Raw genomic sequence first — 19,238 nt, 5'->3', positions numbered from 1 at the left:
GTGCATCCCTACCATTTACCTAACCGGTTGGGAATATCTCTCCAAGCCGCCCTTGCCCTTGCTGGCGACTTGAGCGATATCCGCCCGCCCTCGCCTTCCACCGGCGGGGTGCGCGGCAGTCCAAACCCCGCGCCTTCCACCTCGAGCGGAGTCCACATCCCATGCCTGACGTCACCACCGGCGCCACCGCGCCCAACCCGCATCTTGCGCAATACCAGGCGCGCGGGCTGAAGGGCCGCATCCTGTCCGGCGTGCAGCCGAGCGGCAATCTCCATCTCGGCAACTACCTCGGCGCGATCCGCAACTTCGCGCGCCTGCAGAACGACTACGCATGCCTTTATTGCGTGGTCGACCTGCACGCCATCACCCTGCCGCAGGATCCGAAGCTGTTGCCCAACCAGACTCGCGAGATCGCCTCGGCCTACCTCGCTGCCGGCGTCGATCCGAAGCGGCACATCATCTTCAACCAGTCGATGGTGCCCGAGCACGCCCAGCTCGCCTGGATCTTCAACTGCGTCGCTCGGGTCGGCTGGATGAGCCGCATGACCCAGTTCAAGGAGAAGGCGGGCAAGGACCGCGAGAATGTCTCGCTCGGCCTCTACGCCTATCCCGCCCTGATGGCTGCCGACATCCTGATCTACAAGGCCACGCACGTGCCGGTCGGCGAGGACCAGAAGCAGCATCTCGAGCTGACGCGCGACATCGCGATCAAGTTCAACAACGACTTCAACGCGCCCGACTTCTTCCCGGTCACGGAGCCGCTGATCTTCGGCGCGGCGACCCGCGTCATGAGCCTGCGCGACGGCACCAAGAAGATGAGCAAGTCCGATCCGTCCGACTTCTCGCGCATCAATCTGACCGACGACGCTGACGCGATCGCGGGCAAGATCCGCCGCGCCAAGACCGATCCGCATCCGATGCCCGAGACGGCATCGGACGCCGAGAAGAGGCCGGACGCCGACAACCTGCTCGGCATCTATGCAGCGCTCGCCGACAGGGAGAAGGACGCGGTGATCTCGGAGTTCGCCGGCAAGCAGTTCTCCGAGTTCAAGTCGGCGCTGACCGAGCTCGCGGTCGCCAAGCTCGGCCCGGTCGGCGCCGAGATGCAGCGGCTGATGAAGGACCCAGGCCATGTCGACGCCGTGCTGCACGATGGCGCCCAGCGCGCCCGCGACATCGCCGCGCCGATCCTGGAAGAGGTCTATCGGACGGTCGGCTTCCTGAAGCCTTGATGGGCTTCTTCAAGCCTTCCTCCGTCTGCGGGGGAAGGCAAAAGTCTCGGTACGGCCTATCCTTCCATCCGCGTCAGCGCCCACTTCACAGCCGCGCCTTCCGACGGCACCTGGCCCACGAGCACGATCTGTTCGGTACGGCGGAGACGGCCGTCCTCGCCGAGATAGATGCTCTCGGCGAGACCGATGCCGGCGCCGCTCGCGCGCAGGCGCCAGCCGCGCCCGCTCGGCAGGCGCATCAGCACGGCCTGGCCGCTCTGCGCCAGGGTTGCCTTGACCGTCGGATGGAGATGGAAGCGCACGATGAAACGGCGGTCCGGCACCGTGACCGGCCGGCCGTCGGGACCGCCGAACATGTCCTCGCCGCGCAGGTCGCCGCCGTCGGCCGAGAGCCACAGGCGACGGCGATGGATGATGCCGTAGAGCGAGCGGTAACCGTCGTGGCTCATGTCGAGCCACTGCGAGCCCTGGTCGTCGGCACGATCGACCAGCACATTACCGGCACGATATTCCAATGATCCGTGATCGGTGATCTCGGTCGAGTTGGTGTCGTCGACCACGGCGGTGGAGTGTGCCGCGGTGAAGCGCATGAAGCGGCGCCATTCGGTCGGCGCGCCGGGATAGGTGCCGCAATTGACGATGAGGCGCTCATGCGCGGCGCTCATCTCGAAGGAGAGCGTACCGGCATGCGCGGTGCCGTCCATCCCGCGGCCGGGCGGGCTGCCGGCATCGACGATCACCAGCGAGGTGCCGGCGGTCATGCGCTGGAAGCCGCTGGCCAGCGCCATGGTCGGCGCCGCCTCGCTCGAGCCGGAGCGCGCCAGGACCAGGTCCATCAGGGTACGCTCGCCCTCCCAGCTGCCGTTGAACAGCGCCAGCCCGCCATCGCCGTGGCGGAAGAAGCGCAACATCGGCGCCATGCGGTCGACCGCCGCGATCAGCTCCGCCGGCGCGCGGCGCTCCGCCGAGCCCAGCGCCGCCCGGACATCGAGCAGATGGCGCAGCACCGCGACCTGCAGGTGCGGCGCGCGCTCGGCCACGACGCCGTCATGGCCGACATAGCGCTTCGCGAACCTGGCGAGCCGACCGAGATTGTGCTCGAGGCTCTTCTCGAAGCGCTTGCCGTCGCGCAGGAAGGCAAGGTCGGCGAAGATCATCGCCTTCAGGACGGCCACGGCCTCGTGGCCGATCATCCCGGTGCGGGCAGCGCGGCGCAGATGGGCGCGCTGACGGCCGATTGCGAGGACGAAGCGCGCCGGGAAGCCGGGATCGGCCGCGGCGGCGAGCCAGTCGTAGTGGCGGATCCAGTGGACGATCCGGTTGGCCAGCACGTCCCGCTTCCAACTGTGCGGCGACCAGCGCCATTCACGGTCGCTCCAGTCCTCGATCAGCTGGACGGCCAGAATGGCCGCCGAAGGGTCGCCGCAGTCGCGCAGGTCGCGCAGCCAGGCAAAACCGTTCAGCGCGTCCAGCCACAGCGCACCGGCGCCCGCCCGGCGCCACGGCGGGTCCTCGCTCCGGGGCATCACGGCGCCGACCTGGCCATGCACCATCAGCTCGCCCGCGACCAGGCGCATGCCAACCACGGCATCGCCGGGCCACGAGTCGGGCGCCACGGCAAAGAAACTGCGGGGGCTGCGCTGGCCCAGCGTCAGCGAATAGAGGCCCGAGCCCAGCAGCCAGCCGCTGAAGGGCAGGCGCTCGGCCGGAACCGACTGGGCCGTCGAGGAACGGATCGGGCGGGACCCGGCGACCATAGGCCCACCGGATCGTCTTGCGTCAGCGACCAGGGTCATTGTTCTTCTGGCTATTGGCCCCGCGTTGCGCGCGAAGCTTTTGAGAGGTTGCCAAGTTTAGCGCAGCCAACGGCCTCTGGCGATGCCTCGATACCCCTTGAACGGCGTACCGGCGACCCCAAATTGTTACCAAGGGGGCGCCTTGATGGGTCTCCGGGCACTCGCTCTTCGGAGGAGGGGTCTATGAGCCGCGTATCGATGTTCAGTTCGCCTTTACTGCTGGGTTTCGATCAGCTCGAGCGTACGCTCGAACGGCTGGCGAAGAACGCCGAAGGCTACCCTCCCTACAATATCGAACGGATCGGTGACGATGGCCTGCGCATTACGCTCGCTGTCGCCGGTTTCACGTCGGACGACCTTGTGATCGAGCTGGTCGAGAACCAGCTGTCGGTGCGGGGCAAGCAGGCTGACGATACGGATCGCGTCTATCTTCATCGTGGCATTGCTGCCCGCCAGTTCCAGCGCGTCTTCATGCTGGCCGACGGCATCGAGGTGACGGGAGCTCAGCTTGACAACGGGCTGCTCTCGATCGACCTCGTGCGGCCGCAAGCCGAACCGCGCATCCGGACCATCCGCATCGATTCCCGCACGCAGGGCGGTGCGGACAAGACGATCGACATTACTGCGCGCCGTACCGGCTCGCGCTGAACGCTGCCAAGGAGGTAGCCATGGAAAACAATCAGACGACCACCCCCGTCTTCACCCCCCTCGCCGACGATGCGTTCCTGAGCTTGGGCACGCAGCAGATCGCCTACATCAAGTCGGTCGCCCTGCCCGATGGCGCACATGCGGTAGGAATCTTCTCCGCCGACGGCCAGCCGATGGCGGCGGCGGCCTCGATCGAGATTGCGCAGGCGCTCATCCGCCAGCACGAACTCGAGCCGGCCCTCGTGCACTAGGCCGGGAGGTCGGACGACCTAAGCCGCGCTCTGCGCCGGCATCGTCTCGATGAGCAGGGCGTAGAGCGCGTCGGCGCTCTCGGTGGCGCGCAGCTTCTCGACCAGGGCGCGGTCGCGCAGCAGGCGCGAGACACGGGCCAAAGCCTTGAGATGATCGGCGCCCGCGCCTTCCGGCGCCAGCAGCAGGAAAACCGTGTCTACCGGCCGCTCGTCGATCGAATCGAAATCGACGGGGTGGCCCAGCCGCGCGAACAGCCCCACCGGTTTGGAGAGCGCTGCCATGCGGCCGTGCGGGATGGCGATGCCGCCGCCGATCCCGGTCGAGCCGAGCCTTTCGCGCTCGAGCAGGCGGTCGAAAAGGCGGCGCTCGTCGAGCTTGAAAAGATTTGCGGCCTTGCCGGCGAGTTCAGCCAGGAGGGCCTTCTTGCCGGACGCTTTCACGCAGGCCAGAACGGCATCTGGACCGGTTAGCAAATCGGCGATTTCCACTTTTTCACCAACGAGTTAGCAGATCCGGACCGGACGTGCCGGCCGCCGCGAAGGCGCCCCTATAGGCGCGTCGCCCGAACCGGTCAAGGCCGCCCATCGGTCGCCTCGCGGGCGTTAGTCGGCCGGCCCGGACAAGGCCTGCGCGGCGATCGCGGCGGAGATCGGCGCGGTCGGAAGGGAGCGGCTCATGCCCAGCCTTCCCAGCCGCCGGCGCTCGGCCGACGAGGGAATGCGCATCGCCTCGCGGTACTTGGCCACCGTGCGGCGCGCGATCTCGATGCCCTCGCCTTTGAGCAGGTCGACGATGCGGTCGTCGCTCAGCGGCTGCGCGCAATTCTCGCCGCCGACCAGCAGGCGGATGCGCGAACGTACCGATTCGGACGATACGACGACGCCCGGCGTGCGCGCCGGCAGCGCGGAGGTGAAGAAATACTTGAGCTCGAAGATGCCGCGCGGCGTGGCGATGTACTTGTTGGAGGTGACGCGGCTCACGGTGCTCTCGTGCAGCTCTGTGGCGAGGGCAATGTCGCGCAGCACCAGCGGGCGCAGCGCGCTCACGCCCTTGCGGAAAAAGCCGTCCTGCTGGCGCACGATCTCGCGCGCGACCTTGAGGATCGTGGTGGCGCGTTGCTCGAGGGTCTTGACCAGCCAGTTGGCCGACTGGAAGCGCTCGGCGACAAAATCGCGGTCGGGCTTGGCGCGCGCGCCCTTCATCAGGGTTGCGTGGTAGTTGCGATCGACCAGCACCTTGGGCAAGGCATCGGTGTTGAGCTCGATGTGCCAGCCGTCCTCGCCGGTCTCGGGATCCTTGGCCGGCGTCAGGAAGAGATCGGGCTGAACCGGCTGGATCGGCTCGAAGTCGAACTTCTGGCCGGGCCGCGGGTCGAGCGTCCGCAGCTCCGCCAGCATCTCGCGCAGATCCTCATCGTCAACGCCGCAGCGCCGGCGCAGCTGGCTGAGCTCGCCGGCCGCCACGAGATCGAGATTGTCGAGCAGTGCCTTCATCGCCGGATCGAGGCGGTCGCGCTCGGCGAGCTGGGCGCCGAGGCATTCCGCCAGGCTCCGGGCGAACAGGCCGGCCGGCTCGATCTGGCGCAGCCGCGCCCACACCCGTTCGACGGCTTCAAGGCCGACGCCGACCGCCTGCGCGATCGCCGGTGCCTCGAGGCGGCAGTAGCCGGCTTCGTCGAGGCCTTCAGCGAGCTTCAGCGCCAGGCGGCGATCGCCGAGGTCGCTGAAAATAATCTCGATCTGCTCGAGCACATGCGACGCCAGCGACTGCGCCCGCTCGGCGACGAAATCCAGTGCATCGGGCGCATCTTCGCGCTGGGCGCCCTTGGCGCCAGCGCCGTCACCGCCGCGATCGGCGAATTCGCGCGTCCAGCGATCGTCGGCTTCGGCCAAGGCAGGCGCTACCGCAGCCAGCGCCTCGGCCGTGTCGGTCGGCGCATCGGCGAGAGGGGGTTCGCGCTCGGAGATCGGCCCGTCCTCGGAGGAGGTCTCCTGCAGCAGCGGGTTCTTTTCGAGCTCCTGCTGGATGAAGGCGGCGAGCTCGAGATGCGAGAACTGCAGCAGCTTGATCGCCTGCTGAAGCTGCGGTGTCATCGCAAGGGTCTGGCGCGACGCCAGGATCAGACTCGGACCGATACGCATGTACCCCCACCTTGAAGGTCATTGATACCTTCGACAAGGGGGCGTCACGCAAAAGCCATGCCAAACCGAGAAATGCGCCTAGTGCGCGAAAATATCCGTGTCCGGCCAGCCGGCGATATCGAGTCTCGCCCGGGTCGGCAGGAAGGAAAAGGCCGCCTGGGCCAGTTCGGTCCGGCCCTCACGCACCAGCAGAGCGTCGAGCTTGGCCCGCAGTGCATGCAGATGCAGCACATCTGATGCAGCGTAGGTCATCTGCTCGTCGGTCAGAGTCTCGGCGCCCCAGTCCGACGTCTGCTGCTGCTTCGACAGGTCCACCCCCAGCAGGTCCCGGCAGAGGTCCTTGAGGCCGTACCGGTCGGTGAAGGTTCGCACCAGCTTGGCGGCGATCTTGGTGCAGTAGACCGGCTCGCAGCGCACCCCAAGGGCATGCTCGAGCACGGCGATGTCGAAGCGGCCGAAATGGAACAGCTTCAGGATCTTGGGATCGGCCAGCAGGGCCGACAGGCGCGGCGCCTGATAAGGACCGCGCGGCATCTGCACCAGATGGGCATTGCCGTCGCCGCTCGAGAGCTGCACCAGGCAAAGCCGGTCGCGATGGGGGTTCAGCCCCATCGTCTCGGTATCTATGGCCACCGACGAGCCAAATGAGACGTCGGCCGGGAGGTCGCCGCGATGAAGCTTGATCGCCATATGCTGGATGCCTCTCAGCCTCGCATGGTGCCCAGGAGAAGACTCGAACTTCCACGCCTTTCAGCGCTAGTACCTGAAACTAGTGCGTCTACCAATTCCGCCACCTGGGCACGGCATGCGGGCTAGAGGGGCGTGAACTAAAGCCCGCCTCGCTGGATGTCAACCGTGGTGCCTGCTTCGACGTACTTGCACGGTAATGGCGTTGGGCTATAGGCAGCAGCATGAGCATCACACAGGTCACGGTTTTCGGCGGCAGCGGCTTTGTCGGCCGCGCCATTGTGCGGGCGCTGGCCCAGCAGGGCTATCTGGTGCGGGTGGCGTCCCGCCGCGTCGGCCTCGCCGAATCGGTGAAGACGACGGGCGACGTCGGGCAGGTGATGCTGATGCAGGCCAACCTGCGCAATCCCGCCTCGGTCGCGCGCGCCGTCGCAGGCAGCCAGGCCGTGGTTAATGCCGCCGGCGTCTCCGTGCCGCGCGGCCGCCAAAGTTATCAGGCGGTCCATGCCGAGGGCGCCCGCACGATCGCCCAGGCGGCCCGTGCCGCCGGTGCGCAACGCCTGGTCCATATCTCCGGGATCGGCGCCGACAACCGCAGCTCGTCCAACGCCTTCCTGAAGTCCAAGGTCGCGGCCGAGGATGCCGTTATCACCGGCTTCGACAGCGCCACCATCCTGCGGCCCAGTGTCGTGTTCGGTCCCGGCGACGCCCTGTTCAATCGCATGGCCGCGATCGCGGCCAAGGCGCCGTTCGTGCCGGTGGTCGGCGACGGCTCGACGCGAGTCCAGCCGGTTTTCGTGGGCGATGTCGGCAAGGCCGCCGCTGCGGTGCTGGCGCGGCCCGGCACGGCCAAGAGCGTGTTCGAGCTGGGCGGCCCCCGGGTCTACAGCTACCGCGAGCTCGCCGCCCTGGTGTTGCTCGAGATCGACCGCCAGAAGCCAATCGTCGGCGTGCCAGCCGGCCTCATGAAGCTGGCCGGCTTCTTCGCGCAGCAGATCGCCCGGGTCGGCTTGGTTCCGCCGATTACGGCCGACCAGGTCGAGCTGATGTGCCACGACAACATCGTGCGGCCCGGCGCCCAGTCGCTGGCGACGCTCGGCATCCAGCCGACCGCGGCGGAAGCCATCCTGCCGACCTACCTCGACCGTTTCCGGATCGGCGGCCGCTACAACCAGCACGCTCCGGCCTAGCTTTCATCCAGGTTTCTTGAGGGCGTGATACGTCCGATGCCGAGGGCATCGGCGTTTCCTTGGCGTACGCCCGTGTCTCACAACGACGCCCCGTACTTGTCTCGAGATATTGTCCTATTTTAGAACCAATTATTAGCCAATTGCAGTTTTATTGGCGCCTCGCCGCGCCTTCGAAGAATTGTGGAGAAAAGTAGGTCAATATTATTGACTTTCGGCTTAGCCCATGGTGTAAAGCTGTCAACAACGCAGCAATAGCGCGACCGGCGCGCTTCTTGCGTAATAAAATTTCACATAGATTTGCGTAGGGGGCCATCATGGCCGAGAGGATGCTGAAGTTCGTCGGGACGCCGCAGGTCATGCCGGAGAAGCGGCCGGCCGCGGAGCGTCGTCGTGACTTCCAGGAGATCTACGCCCTTTACGCTCAAGAGAAGGCGGCTGAACAGGCGGCCCGCTGCTCGCAGTGCGGCGTGCCCTTCTGTCAGGTCCATTGCCCGCTGCACAACAACATCCCGGACTGGCTGAAGCTTACTGCCGAGGGGCGGCTGGACGAGGCCTACGAACTCTCCTCGGCGACCAACAACTTTCCTGAAATCTGTGGCCGGATCTGCCCGCAGGACCGGCTGTGCGAAGGCAATTGCGTGATCGAGAAGGGCTTCGACTCGGTCACCATCGGTTCGGTCGAGAAGTTCATCACCGACACCGCCTGGGAGCGGGGCTGGGTGAAGCCGATCCTGCCGCGCCGCGAGCGCGTGCAAAGCGTTGGCATCGTCGGCGCCGGTCCGGGCGGACTGGCCGCTGCCGAGCAGCTGCGGCGCAAGGGCTACCAGGTCGCGGTCTATGACCGCTACGACCGGGTCGGCGGCCTGATGATCTATGGGATTCCCAACTTCAAGCTCGAGAAGGACGTCGTGCAGCGGCGCGAGAAGCTACTGCGTGATTCCAAGGTGACGTTCCATCTCGGCTGCGAGGTCGGGCGCGACGTCAGCCTCGCGGAACTGCGCGAGCGCCACGACGCGGTGCTGATCGCGACCGGCGTCTACAAGGCGCGCGACATCGCCGCTCCGGGAGTTGGCCTGCCCGGCATCGCGCCCGCGCTCGACTATCTTACGGCGTCCAATCGCGCGGGGCTGGGCGACGAGGTTCCCGACTTCGCCTCGGGCGTGCTGAACGCCGAGGGCAAGAACGTCGTGGTGATCGGCGGCGGCGACACGGCGATGGACTGCGTGCGCACCGCCGTCCGCCAGGGCGCGAGGTCGGTGAAGTGCCTCTATCGCCGCGACCGGGCCAACATGCCGGGCTCGCAGCGCGAGGTGAAGCACGCCGAGGAAGAGGGCGTCGAGTTCGTGTGGCTCAGCGCGCCGCAAGCCTTCCTCGGCAAGGACACGGTGAGTCATGTCCGTTCGGTGCGCATCCACCTCGGCATGCCCGATGCCTCGGGCCGCCAGATGCCGCAGGAGATCCCGAACAGCCACGTCAACATCGAGGCCGACCTCGTGCTGAAGGCGCTGGGCTTCGACCCCGAGGACCTGCCCGCGCAGTTCGCCGCTCCCGATCTCGATGTCACCGGCTGGGGCACGCTCAAGATCGACTGGCGCAGCATGATGACCAGCCTCGACGGCGTATTCGCCGCCGGCGACATCGTGCGCGGGGCCTCGCTGGTGGTGTGGGCGGTGCGCGACGGCCGCGACGCCGCCGAGCGCATCCATTCCTACCTGACGACCAAGGTCCGGGCGCTGCCCGTGGCGGCGGAGTGAGAGATGCTGACGCTCTATGATTTCATGGGCTCGGGCAACGGCTACAAGGTGCGGCTGGTGCTGGCGCATCTCGGCCTGCCCTACACGCTGGTCGAACGCGACATCCTGAAAGGCGAGACGCGCACGCCCGAGTTCCTCGCGAGGAACCCGAACGGCCGCATCCCGACCCTGCAGCTCGACGACGGCACTTGCCTTGCCGAGTCGGACGCCATCATCTGGTATCTCGCCGAGGGTACCGCGCTCGCGCCGCAGAGCCGGCTCGCCCGCGCCCAGACGCTGCAATGGATGTTCTTCGAGCAGTACAGCCATGAGCCGTACATCGCCGTGGCGCGCTTCTGGAAGCACTTCTTCACCAAGCTCACGCCGCAGCAGGAGATGGAGCTGCCGGGGCGGATGGAAAAGGGCTATGCGGCGCTTGGCGTGATGGAGCAGCATCTCGCGCGCCATCCGTTCTTCGTCGATGGCCGCTTCGGCTTGGCCGACATCGCGCTCTACGGCTACACCCATGTCGCGGGCGAAGGCGGGTTCAACCTCGACAACTTCCCGCACGTCAACGCGTGGCTGGCGCGGGTCGCCGACCAGCCGGGCCATATCACCATCGACCACAAGAACTGAGCACGGGAGAAGACGATGCCGATGATCAACGTCCAGATGTTCGAGGGCCGTACGCTCGAGCAGCGCCGCAAGCTGGCGAAAGAGCTGACCGAGGGCACCTGCCGCGCGCTCGGCTGCACGCCCGACGCCGTCCAGATCATCCTGACCGACATCAAGAAAGAGAACTGGGCCGAGGCCGGGAAGCTGTTTTCCGATTCGTGAGTTGGAGCGCACAACGCTGATGACGGAAAAGCTGTCATCCCGAGCGGAGCGAGGGATCTTTCGGCGATCTCCGATCCAAAGATCCCTCGCTCCGCTCGGGATGACACGATTTTCGTCAGCAGCGCCGGTACGCCAATAGTTCCAAGGATCGTCGCCATGTCCGCTGAAGAGTTCGTCCGCCACTACCTCTCGGGCACCGAGAAGCTGACCGCCGCCTACGGCTACAACCCCGCCGAAGGATCCGACTCCTGCGGCGTCGGTCTGGTCGTCGCGCTCGACGGCAAGCGACGGCGCGACGTCGTCGTGGCGGGCATCGACGCGCTGAAGGCGGTGTGGCACCGCGGCGCGGTGGACGCCGACGGCAAGACCGGCGACGGCGCCGGCATCCATGTCGAGATCCCGCAGGACTTCTTCCGCGACCACGTCCGCGAATCCTCGGGCGAGGAGCCGGCGCTCGGCCGGATCGCTGTGGGCACCGTGTTCCTGCCGCGCACCGACCTCGGCGCGCAGGAACGCTGCCGCACCATCGTCGAGACCGAGATCCTGCGCTTCGGCCATCGCATCCTCGGCTGGCGGCAGGTGCCGGTCGACATCTCGGTGATCGGCGAGAAGGCCAACGCGACGCGGCCCGAGATCGAGCAGATCCTGATCGGCCGCGGCGATCCCAAGCTCGACAACCGCGAGTTCGAGAAGCAGCTCTACATCCTGCGGCGGCGCATGGAGAAGGCGGCGATCGCCGAGAACATCGGCGAGTTCTACGTCTGCTCGCTGTCGTGCCGCTCGCTGATCTACAAGGGCATGTTCCTCGCCGAGCATCTGTCGGCCTTCTATCCCGACCTGCTCGACGAGCGCTTCACCTCGCGCTTCGCGATCTTCCACCAGCGCTACTCGACCAACACCTTCCCGCAATGGAAGCTGGCCCAACCGTTCCGCGTGCTGGCCCACAACGGTGAGATCAACACCATCCTGGGCAACGTCAACTGGATGAAGAGCCACGAGGCGCGGCTCGCGCATGACGGCTTCGGCTACTTCATCGAGGACCTCAAGCCGATCATCCAGCCCGGCGCCTCGGACTCCTCGGCGCTCGACAACGTGTTCGAGCTGCTGGTGCGCGGCCATCGCAACCTGCCGATGGTCAAGGCGATGATGATCCCCGAGGCCTCGGGCTCGAACCCCAACGTGCCGGCAAACCATCGCGCCATGTACCAGTACGTGAACGGCGTTATGGAGCCGTGGGACGGCCCGGCCGCGATTGCCGCCGTCGCCGGAAAGTGGGCGCTGGTCGGCCTCGACCGCAACGGCCTGCGCCCGATGCGCTACGTCGTGACCTCGGACGAGCTCCTGATCGCCGGTTCCGAATCGGGCATGGTCCCGCAGGACGAGAACAAGATCATCGAGAAGGGGCGGCTCGGCCCCGGCGAGATGCTGGCGGTCGACATGGACCAGCCGCGGCTCTTCAAGGACCGCGAGCTGAAGGATGTGCTCGCCGACACGCACGATTACGCGTCGTGGACGACCCGCACGGTCGAACTCGATTCACTGATCAAGCAGGACATTCCACACGAGCAGCGTTTCGCCGCCGACGAGCTGCGCCGCCGCCAGTTCGCGGTCGGCTGGTCGATCGAGGATCTCGAGATGATCCTCCATCCGATGTGCGAGGACGGCAAGGAAGCCGTCGGCTCGATGGGCGACGACGCGCCGCTCGCGGTGCTGTCCGACACCTATCGCGGCATGCACCATTACTTCCGGCAGAACTTCAGCCAGGTCACCAACCCGCCGATCGATTCGTTGCGCGAGCGCAACGTCATGACGATACGCACCCGGTTGGGCAATCTCGGAAACATCCTCGACGAATCGCCCGAGCAGAGCGAGATGCTGTCACTGCAGTCGCCGATCGTGCTCAACGCCGAGTTCGAGGCGATGCGCAAGTACATGGGCGACACCGCCTGCCGCATCGACTGTTCCTTCGATCCCAAGGGCGGACTCGACGCCATGCGCCAGGCGTTCGACCGGATCTGCAAGGAGGCCGAGGACGGCGTGCGGTCGGGCTGCCTGCACGTCGTGCTGACCGACGCCAATGTCGATGCCGACAAGGCCGCACTGCCGATGATCCTGGCGGCGGGCTGCGTGCATTCGTACCTGGTGCGCCAGTCGCTGCGCACCTTCACCTCGCTCAACGTGCGCTCGGGCGAGTGCCTCGACGTGCATTACGCCGCCGTCATCATCGGCGTCGGCGCGACGACGGTGAATCCGTATCTCGCCGAGGAGACGATCGCGGCCCGTCACGCGCGCGGCCTGTTCGGCAAGCAGTCGCTCGGCCAATGCCTCGCCAACTACAAGAAGGCGCTCGACGACGGCCTGCTCAAGACAATGTCGAAGATGGGCATCTCGGTCCTGTCGTCGTACCGCGGCGGCTGCAACTTCGAGGCGGTTGGCCTGTCGCGCTCGCTGGTGCAGGAATTCTTCCCAGGCATGCCGTCGCGCCTCTCGGGCATCGGCCTGCGCGGCGTGCAGGAAAAGATCGCCGAGCAGCATGCCCGCGCCTTCGACGAGGAGGTGATCGCGCTGCCGATCGGCGGCTTCTACAAGTACCGCCGCGGCGGCGACCGCCACAACTTCGAGGGTGCGCTGATCCACATGCTGCAGGACGCGGTCAACACCGAGTCCTATGCGAAGTTCAAGAAGTACAGCGAGGCGGTGCGCCGCCTGCCGCCGATCAACCTGCGCGACCTCCTCGACTTCCGGGCCGATCGCAAGCCGGTGCCGCTCGACGAGGTCGAGTCGATCACCGAACTGCGCAAGAGGCTGGTGGCGCCCGGCATCTCGCTCGGCGCGCTTGGGCCGGAGGCGCACGAGACCCTGTCGATTGCCATGAACCGGATCGGTGCCAAGTCCGACTCGGGCGAAGGCGGCGAGGACCCGGCGCGCTACAGGCCGCGGCCCAACGGCGACAACGCGTCGTCGGCGATCAAGCAGGTCGCCTCGGGCCGCTTCGGCGTGACGGCGGAGTATCTCAACAACTGCCGCGAGCTCGAGATCAAGGTCGCCCAGGGCGCCAAGCCCGGCGAGGGCGGCCAGCTTCCCGGACTCAAGGTCAGCGAGATGATCGCCCGCCTTCGCCATTCGACGCCGGGCGTGACCCTGATCAGCCCGCCGCCGCATCACGACATCTACTCGATCGAGGATCTGGCACAGCTGATCTACGACCTGAAGCAGATCAATCCCGAAGCGCGCGTGACCGTGAAGCTGGTCGCGCGCTCGGGCATCGGCACGATCGCGGCCGGCGTGGCCAAGGCCAAGGCCGACGTGATCCTGGTGTCGGGCCATAGCGGCGGCACGGGCGCCAGCCCGCAGACCAGCATCAAGTATGCCGGCATCCCCTGGGAGATGGGCCTGTCGGAGACGCACCAGGTCCTGACCCTGAACCGCCTGCGCGAGAAGGTGCTGCTGCGCACCGACGGCGGTCTCAAGACCGGCCGCGACATCGTGATCGCGGCGATGCTCGGCGCCGAGGAGTACGGCATCGGCACGGCCTCGCTGATCGCGATGGGCTGCATCATGGTGCGGCAATGCCATTCCAACACCTGCCCGGTGGGCGTCTGCACCCAGGACCCCGCGCTGCGCGCCAAGTTCGAGGGCAGCCCGGAGAAGGTCGTCAACCTCTTCAGCTTCGTCGCCGAGGAGGTGCGCGAGATCCTGGCGCAGCTCGGCTACCGCTCGCTGCTCGAGATCGTCGGCCGCTCCGATCTGTTGAAGCAGGTCAGCCGTGGTGCGCGCTATCTCGACGACCTCGATCTGAGCCCGCTGCTGGTCCGCGCCGACGGCGGCTCGGGCGCAGTGCATTGCACCGTGAAGGGTCGCAACGAGGTGCCCGACACGCTCGACGCGCAGATGATCCGCGACGCCCAGCCGCTGTTCACGCACCGCGAGAAGATGCAGCTCCAGTACAGCGTGCGGAACACCCATCGCGCGGTCGGCACGCGGCTCGCCGCGATGATCACCCGCAAATACGGCATGGCGGGACTGCAGCCCGACACGGTGACGGTACGGCTGCGCGGCACCGCCGGCCAGTCACTCGGCGCCTTCGCCGTGCAAGGCATGAAGCTCGAGGTGTTCGGCGACGCCAACGACTATGTCGGCAAGGGCCTGTCGGGCGGCACGATCGTAGTGAAGCCCACCATCTCGAGCCCGCTGGTGCCCGAGCACAATGCGATCATCGGCAACACCGTCCTGTACGGCGCGACGGCGGGCAAGCTGTTCGCATCGGGCAAGGCGGGCGAACGCTTCGCCGTGCGCAACTCGGGCGCCGACACGGTGGTCGAGGGCGTCGGCTCGAACGGCTGCGAGTACATGACCGGCGGCACGGCGGTGGTGCTGGGCGATGTCGGTGTGAACTTCGGCGCCGGCATGACCGGCGGCATGGCCTTCGTCTACGATCCGGAGGGCGTGTTCGAGCGCAAGGTCAATCCCGAGACGGTGTCGTGGCAGCGCATCGACCATCCACACTGGGACGCCGCGCTCAAGGCGATGGTCGAGGAGCACGTCGCCGAGACCAAGTCGCCGCGCGGCGCGCGCCTGCTGAACGACTGGAACCGCGAGGTCGAGAAGTTTTGGCAGGTCGTGCCGAAAGAGATGCTGTCGCGCCTGCCGATGCCGCTTTCGGTCGAGAAGGAAAAGAGAGCGTAGGGGAATCATTGGACCGCGCGCATCCCTGCGCGCTCAAGATCATGAGCGCGCAGGGATGCGCGCGGTCCGCATGATCAGCACCATGACGGACCAACCCATCCCGCGCGCGGCATGGCTGCAACTCGCCGCGGCCATCGTGTTGTTCGGCCTGACCTGGCCCGCGATGAAGATCGGGCTGATGGCCGGCTCGCCGATCTGGCTCGCCGCCAGCCGCGCCGGCATGTCGGCACTGACCGCCTTCGCCCTGATGGCCGCCCTCGGCCGCCTCGCCTGGCCGCACCGCTCCGACTGGCCGGTGGTGCTGTCGGTCGGCGGCCTGCAGCTCTCCTGCTTCTTCGCGCTGGCGAACCTCGGCATCCAGAGCGTCCCGGCAGGCCGCTCCGGCGTGCTGGCCTATACGGCGATCCTGTGGATGGTGCCTTTGTCGCTGCTGGTCGGCGAGAGGGTCGGCTGGCGCGCGCTGGCCGGCGGCGCGCTCGGCATCGTCGGGATCGTCGTGCTGAGCGATCCCTGGCGCTTCGACTGGCGCAACCATCGGATCGTCATGGGCCATGCCTGGCTGCTGCTGGCGGGCTTCACGTGGGCGCTCGCCATGCTGCACACCCGCCGTCACCGCTGGCGCGGCACGCCGCTCGACGCCCTGCCGTGGCAGATGACCGTGGCGACCGCGCTGCTCCTGCCGCTCGCCGCGATTGCCGAGCCGCACGGTCATCTCGACCTCGACCGCTGGGAGTTCTGGGCCGCCGTGATCTACAACGGCGCCCTCGCCGGCCCCGCCGGCACCTGGGCCGCCGTCTCGGTCGCCCGCGCCCTGCCCCCGATCACCGGCGCGTTGGGTATGCTGGGCGTGCCGCTGGTCGGTATCGCCTCGTCGGTGGTCCTGGTGAATGAGCCGATCACTGTGCCGCTCGCCATCGGCACGGCGCTGGTGATCGCGGGGATCGCGATCGTAATTTTGGACAGGACTCGTCGCACTTGAATCTTTCGCGGGCGCGCGCCTCCAGTGAAAAGCGGTTCGTCACTTTGGCAGTCCGTCCGGGCCATAGAGATAGCTATGGTCGGTAAGCCGTGCCCGCTCTTCGGGGTCCACCGGAAGAGGATGTCGCTCGCGAATTTCGGCAAGGACCCGGTCAAGCTCAGCCCATCGCAGTCGCTTGCAGGCGATCACGATCGCCTCGGGCACGGGAACGCCCAGGTGCTTGGCCACCCATTCCACTTCCTTTTCCACTCGGGGATCGTCGATCAGGAGCATGTTCAGGACGATACAATAGTCTTAGGATGCCAGCCATGAACTGGGGCACCATGAGCCGCGACGAGCGTGACGCGGCGTACAACAACACCGATGCCGTCAAGAACAGCGCGGCGTTGAACGCGGCGCGGCAGGAGGCGTCGATCATATTCCGGGCGAAGCATCCCGAGAATCTCGACATCCCGTACGGACCGCGCGAGCGGAACAAATGGGATCTGTTTCCGGCGAAGGACCCCAACGCGCCGTGCCTGGTGTTCATCCATGGCGGCTACTGGCAGCGCAACAGCCGGGAGATGTTCGCCAACCTGATCGAAGGACCGTATGCCCATGGCTGGGCCGCCGCACTGCCGGGCTACACCTTGGCGCCCGACGCCACGCTCACCGAGATCGTGGCGGAGATCAACGCGGCGCTCGACTGGTTGGCAGCCAACGGTCGCGCCCACGGCATCAACGGCAAGGTCGTGCTGTCGGGCTGGTCGGCGGGCGGGCACCTGACGGCGCAGTGCCTCGGCCACCCGCGGGTCAGTGCCGGGCTCGCCATCTCCGGCGTGTTCGAGCTCGGGCCGATCCGCGACACCTACCTCAATGAGAAGCTGAAGCTCAGCGACGACGAGATCGAGCAACTCTCGCCGATGCGCCTGCCGATGGTGCCCAAGCCGCTCGCCATCACCTACGGCACGGCCGAGCTGCCGCCGCTGGTCGGCGACAGTCGGGCGCTGCACGCCATGCGCGCGGCGCAGCACCTGTCGGGGCCGCTGATCCCCGTGGCGGGCGCCAACCATTTCACCATCACCCATGAATTGCGCGACGCCGACGGCGAGCTGACCCGGCAGCTTCTGCTGCTGGCATGAGCCGCCCTGTCGCCCCCTTTTCGTTCGCGACTCTGCTCGTCACGTCCATTGGCGCGACGCCGAGGCCCATCGCAATCGCGTGGAATTACCTGGCGGCGACAGTAGAACGTCGCGCAGCGGCAGAGGGAACAAAGCCGCCTGCGCCTGAACGTGCGGCGCATTGACAGGCTCGAAACCTCTCCCGCATATGCGAAGACGGAACGAGGGGAACGATGGCGAACAAGGTCTACAAGGACGCTAAGGCAGCGCTCGACGGGCTGCTGCGCGACGATCTGATGCTGATGTGCGGCGGCTTCGGGCTGGTCGGCATTCCCGAACGGCTGATCGAAGCGGTGCGCGACTCGGGCGTGAAGGGCCTGACCTGCGTCAGCAACAACGCGGGCATCGACGGCGCGGGCCTCGGCCTGCTGCTCGAGACCGGCCAGATCAGGAAGATGATCTCGTCCTACGTCGGCGAGAACAAGACCTTCGCCAAGCTCTACCTCGACGGCAAGCTCGAGCTCGAATTCAATCCCCAGGGCACGCTCGCCGAGCGGGTGCGCGCCGGCGGCGCGGGCATCCCGGCCTTCTATACGAAGACCGGCGTCGGCACGCTGGTCGCCGAGGGCAAGGAGATCAAGAACTTCGACGGCGAGGACTATGTGATGGAGCGCGGCCTGGTCGGCGACATCGCTCTCGTGAAAGCCTGGAAGGGCGACAAGTCGGGCAACCTCGTCTACCGGAAGGCCGCGCGGAACTTCAATCCGATGATGGCGACCGCCGCCAAGACGTGCGTTGCCGAGGTCGAGGAGCTGGTCGAGGTCGGCCAGCTCGATCCCGATCACATCCACACGCCCGCCGTGTTCGTGCAGCGAATCTTCTGCGGCGCGCCGTACGACAAGAAGATCGAGCAACGCACCATTCGCAAAGCCTAGGAGACGATCATGGCCTGGACCCGCGATCAGATGGCGGCGCGCGCCGCCAAGGAACTGAAGGACGGCTTCTACGTGAACCTCGGCATCGGCATCCCGACGCTGGTGTCCAACTACGTGCCGGAAGACGTCGACATCACGCTGCAGAGCGAGAACGGCATGCTGGGTGTCGGCCCCTTCCCGCTCGACAACGAGGTCGATCCCGACATCATCAATGCCGGCAAGCAGACCGTGACCGAAGTGAAGGGCACGTCGTATTTCAGCTCGGCCGACAGCTTCGCAATGGTCCGCGGCGGCCATATCGACCTGTCGATCCTGGGCGCGATGGAGGTCGCCGAGAACGGCGATCTCGCCAACTGGATGATCCCCGGCAAGATGGTGAAGGGCATGGGCGGCGCCATGGACCTGGTCGCCGGCGTGAAGCGGGTGATCGTCACCATGGAGCACGTCTCCAAGGACGGTCAGTCGAAGCTCCTCAAGGAATGCACCCTGCCGCTCACCGGCAAGCGCGTGGTCGACATGGTGATCAGCGAGCTCGGCGTGTTCTCGGTCGACAAGCACGGCCCGAGCGGCATCACCCTGCTCGAGCTCGCCGACGGCGTGACCGTCGACGAGGTCAAGGCCAAGACCAAGGCGACGCTGGTCATCCGCTAGGGCGGATTTCGTTTGCAAAGCTTGGTGGCATCACGAGCGCAGCTTGGGATGACACCGTGCGTGGGCGACAATGCCCGTCCCTATGCGGCCTTGCGCGGCTCGATTACGTTGATCGACTTAAGGTCGGCCGAGGCGAGATCGAAAGCCGTTTGCAGGTTCATCCAGAACTCCGGACCGGTGCCGAAGTAGCGACCAAGCCGAAGCGCGGTGTCCGCCGTCACAGGCGTTTCCTCGCGCGCCAGGCGCTCGATGCGCGTGCGGGGCACGCGGCAGGCTGCGGCGAGGGCGTAACCGGAGAGCTCGAGCGGGACCATGAATTCCTCGCGCAGGATCTCACCGGGATGGACGGGCGGCTTCGGTCCGATCATGGG

At 66.7% G+C, this 19,238-nt stretch carries 18 protein-coding genes and 1 tRNA gene; 12 read left to right on the top strand and 7 right to left on the bottom strand.

Translation table 11 applies throughout. The features are described 5' to 3' along the window. Positions 1-161: 161 nt before the first annotated feature. Positions 162-1,232, top strand: a complete 1,071-nt coding sequence (gene trpS / locus ACQY8M_RS04595) for a tryptophan--tRNA ligase (protein WP_428669318.1) — start codon at positions 162-164, stop codon at positions 1,230-1,232. Between the two features lie 56 nt (positions 1,233-1,288). Here trpS and ACQY8M_RS04590 read toward each other — a convergent pair whose 3' ends face one another. Continuing rightward, entirely contained in the window at positions 1,289-2,989 is a 1,701-nt protein-coding gene (locus tag ACQY8M_RS04590) for a heparinase II/III family protein (protein ID WP_428669316.1), read from the bottom strand. Positions 2,990-3,211: 222 nt separating this feature from the next. Between ACQY8M_RS04590 and ACQY8M_RS04585 the strand changes: the two genes are divergently transcribed. Further along, entirely contained in the window at positions 3,212-3,676 is a 465-nt protein-coding gene (locus ACQY8M_RS04585) for an Hsp20 family protein (protein WP_428669314.1), read from the top strand. A gap of 20 nt (positions 3,677-3,696) precedes the next feature. Then, positions 3,697-3,927, top strand: coding sequence for a hypothetical protein (locus tag ACQY8M_RS04580; protein WP_428669312.1), 231 nt, complete (start codon positions 3,697-3,699; stop codon positions 3,925-3,927). Between the two features lie 18 nt (positions 3,928-3,945). On the opposite strand, the gene ptsN is transcribed toward ACQY8M_RS04580, so the two are convergent. From ptsN to ACQY8M_RS04560, 4 genes are all read right to left on the bottom strand, one after another. Next, the gene (gene ptsN, locus ACQY8M_RS04575) at positions 3,946-4,416 is read right to left on the bottom strand and encodes a PTS IIA-like nitrogen regulatory protein PtsN (RefSeq protein WP_428669310.1); all 471 of its coding nucleotides are present in this window, start codon (positions 4,414-4,416) and stop codon (positions 3,946-3,948) included. A 114-nt stretch (positions 4,417-4,530) separates the two neighbouring features. Beyond that, positions 4,531-6,069, bottom strand: coding sequence for an RNA polymerase factor sigma-54 (gene rpoN, locus ACQY8M_RS04570; protein ID WP_428669308.1), 1,539 nt, complete (start codon positions 6,067-6,069; stop codon positions 4,531-4,533). A gap of 78 nt (positions 6,070-6,147) precedes the next feature. Then, positions 6,148-6,759 carry a ribonuclease D gene (locus ACQY8M_RS04565; protein ID WP_428669306.1) on the bottom strand — a complete coding sequence of 204 codons (612 nt, stop codon included), beginning with the start codon at positions 6,757-6,759 and terminating at the stop codon, positions 6,148-6,150. Positions 6,760-6,784: 25 nt separating this feature from the next. Then, a tRNA-Leu gene (locus ACQY8M_RS04560) sits at positions 6,785-6,869 on the bottom strand. Between the two features lie 111 nt (positions 6,870-6,980). Between ACQY8M_RS04560 and ACQY8M_RS04555 the strand changes: the two genes are divergently transcribed. From ACQY8M_RS04555 to ACQY8M_RS04530, 6 genes are all read left to right on the top strand, one after another. Further along, positions 6,981-7,946, top strand: coding sequence for a complex I NDUFA9 subunit family protein (locus ACQY8M_RS04555; protein ID WP_428669304.1), 966 nt, complete (start codon positions 6,981-6,983; stop codon positions 7,944-7,946). A 314-nt stretch (positions 7,947-8,260) separates the two neighbouring features. Continuing rightward, the gene (locus tag ACQY8M_RS04550; RefSeq protein ID WP_428669302.1) at positions 8,261-9,700 is read left to right on the top strand and encodes an NAD(P)-dependent oxidoreductase; all 1,440 of its coding nucleotides are present in this window, start codon (positions 8,261-8,263) and stop codon (positions 9,698-9,700) included. Between the two features lie 3 nt (positions 9,701-9,703). Continuing rightward, on the top strand, positions 9,704-10,315 hold the full coding sequence (locus tag ACQY8M_RS04545; protein ID WP_428669301.1) for a glutathione S-transferase family protein: 612 nt from the start codon (positions 9,704-9,706) through the stop codon (positions 10,313-10,315). A gap of 15 nt (positions 10,316-10,330) precedes the next feature. After that, a complete protein-coding gene (locus ACQY8M_RS04540; protein WP_428669300.1) occupies positions 10,331-10,516 on the top strand; it encodes a 4-oxalocrotonate tautomerase in 186 nt (61 codons plus the stop codon). Positions 10,517-10,672: 156 nt separating this feature from the next. Continuing rightward, positions 10,673-15,202 (top strand): glutamate synthase large subunit, encoded by a 4,530-nt coding sequence (gene gltB / locus ACQY8M_RS04535; RefSeq protein ID WP_428669299.1) that lies wholly within the window; start codon positions 10,673-10,675, stop codon positions 15,200-15,202. 82 nt (positions 15,203-15,284) lie between these two features. Then, complete coding sequence (locus ACQY8M_RS04530; RefSeq protein ID WP_428669298.1) at positions 15,285-16,181, top strand: DMT family transporter; 897 nt, start codon at positions 15,285-15,287, stop codon at positions 16,179-16,181. A 39-nt stretch (positions 16,182-16,220) separates the two neighbouring features. Here ACQY8M_RS04530 and ACQY8M_RS04525 read toward each other — a convergent pair whose 3' ends face one another. Further along, positions 16,221-16,454, bottom strand: coding sequence for a hypothetical protein (locus ACQY8M_RS04525; protein ID WP_428669297.1), 234 nt, complete (start codon positions 16,452-16,454; stop codon positions 16,221-16,223). A gap of 26 nt (positions 16,455-16,480) precedes the next feature. Between ACQY8M_RS04525 and ACQY8M_RS04520 the strand changes: the two genes are divergently transcribed. The 3 genes from ACQY8M_RS04520 to ACQY8M_RS04510 all read left to right on the top strand — a co-directional run bounded on the left by ACQY8M_RS04520 (position 16,481) and on the right by ACQY8M_RS04510 (position 18,867). Beyond that, a complete protein-coding gene (locus ACQY8M_RS04520) occupies positions 16,481-17,302 on the top strand; it encodes an alpha/beta hydrolase (protein ID WP_428669296.1) in 822 nt (273 codons plus the stop codon). A gap of 212 nt (positions 17,303-17,514) precedes the next feature. Then, a complete protein-coding gene (locus ACQY8M_RS04515; protein ID WP_428669295.1) occupies positions 17,515-18,216 on the top strand; it encodes a CoA transferase subunit A in 702 nt (233 codons plus the stop codon). A 9-nt stretch (positions 18,217-18,225) separates the two neighbouring features. Continuing rightward, complete coding sequence (locus tag ACQY8M_RS04510) at positions 18,226-18,867, top strand: CoA transferase subunit B (protein WP_428669294.1); 642 nt, start codon at positions 18,226-18,228, stop codon at positions 18,865-18,867. Positions 18,868-18,947: 80 nt separating this feature from the next. Here the strand turns inward: ACQY8M_RS04510 and ACQY8M_RS04505 are convergent, their stop codons facing one another. Then, positions 18,948-19,235: a HigA family addiction module antitoxin gene (locus tag ACQY8M_RS04505; protein WP_428669293.1), complete on the bottom strand. Its 288-nt coding sequence runs from the start codon at positions 19,233-19,235 to the stop codon at positions 18,948-18,950. Positions 19,236-19,238: the final 3 nt, after the last annotated feature.

Origin of the sequence: Reyranella sp., assembly GCF_965279465.1 — a bacterium.
GTDB lineage: Bacteria > Pseudomonadota > Alphaproteobacteria > Reyranellales > Reyranellaceae > Reyranella.
The sequence above is the reverse complement of the archived record's forward strand: the minus strand, read 5'-3'. Positions and strand labels throughout refer to the sequence as shown.

Bases quoted from the DNA above. Each gene is read 5' to 3' on its own strand.
- rpoN (WP_428669308.1), bottom strand. From the start codon at position 6,069: ATGCGTATCGGTCCGAGTCTGATCCTGGCGTCGCGCCAGACCCTTGCG.
- ACQY8M_RS04525 (WP_428669297.1), bottom strand. From the start codon at position 16,454: ATGCTCCTGATCGACGATCCCCGAGTGGAAAAGGAAGTGGAATGGGTG.
- ACQY8M_RS04585 (WP_428669314.1), top strand. From the start codon at position 3,212: ATGAGCCGCGTATCGATGTTCAGTTCGCCTTTACTGCTGGGTTTCGAT.
- ACQY8M_RS04555 (WP_428669304.1), top strand. From the start codon at position 6,981: ATGAGCATCACACAGGTCACGGTTTTCGGCGGCAGCGGCTTTGTCGGC.
- ACQY8M_RS04515 (WP_428669295.1), top strand. From the start codon at position 17,515: ATGGCGAACAAGGTCTACAAGGACGCTAAGGCAGCGCTCGACGGGCTG.
- ACQY8M_RS04510 (WP_428669294.1), top strand. From the start codon at position 18,226: ATGGCCTGGACCCGCGATCAGATGGCGGCGCGCGCCGCCAAGGAACTG.
- ACQY8M_RS04505 (WP_428669293.1), bottom strand. From the start codon at position 19,235: ATGATCGGACCGAAGCCGCCCGTCCATCCCGGTGAGATCCTGCGCGAG.
- ACQY8M_RS04590 (WP_428669316.1), bottom strand. From the start codon at position 2,989: ATGGTCGCCGGGTCCCGCCCGATCCGTTCCTCGACGGCCCAGTCGGTT.
- ACQY8M_RS04580 (WP_428669312.1), top strand. From the start codon at position 3,697: ATGGAAAACAATCAGACGACCACCCCCGTCTTCACCCCCCTCGCCGAC.
- gltB (WP_428669299.1), top strand. From the start codon at position 10,673: ATGTCCGCTGAAGAGTTCGTCCGCCACTACCTCTCGGGCACCGAGAAG.
- ACQY8M_RS04520 (WP_428669296.1), top strand. From the start codon at position 16,481: ATGCCAGCCATGAACTGGGGCACCATGAGCCGCGACGAGCGTGACGCG.
- ACQY8M_RS04550 (WP_428669302.1), top strand. From the start codon at position 8,261: ATGGCCGAGAGGATGCTGAAGTTCGTCGGGACGCCGCAGGTCATGCCG.
- trpS (WP_428669318.1), top strand. From the start codon at position 162: ATGCCTGACGTCACCACCGGCGCCACCGCGCCCAACCCGCATCTTGCG.
- ACQY8M_RS04530 (WP_428669298.1), top strand. From the start codon at position 15,285: ATGACGGACCAACCCATCCCGCGCGCGGCATGGCTGCAACTCGCCGCG.
- ACQY8M_RS04565 (WP_428669306.1), bottom strand. From the start codon at position 6,759: ATGGCGATCAAGCTTCATCGCGGCGACCTCCCGGCCGACGTCTCATTT.
- ACQY8M_RS04540 (WP_428669300.1), top strand. From the start codon at position 10,331: ATGCCGATGATCAACGTCCAGATGTTCGAGGGCCGTACGCTCGAGCAG.
- ACQY8M_RS04545 (WP_428669301.1), top strand. From the start codon at position 9,704: ATGCTGACGCTCTATGATTTCATGGGCTCGGGCAACGGCTACAAGGTG.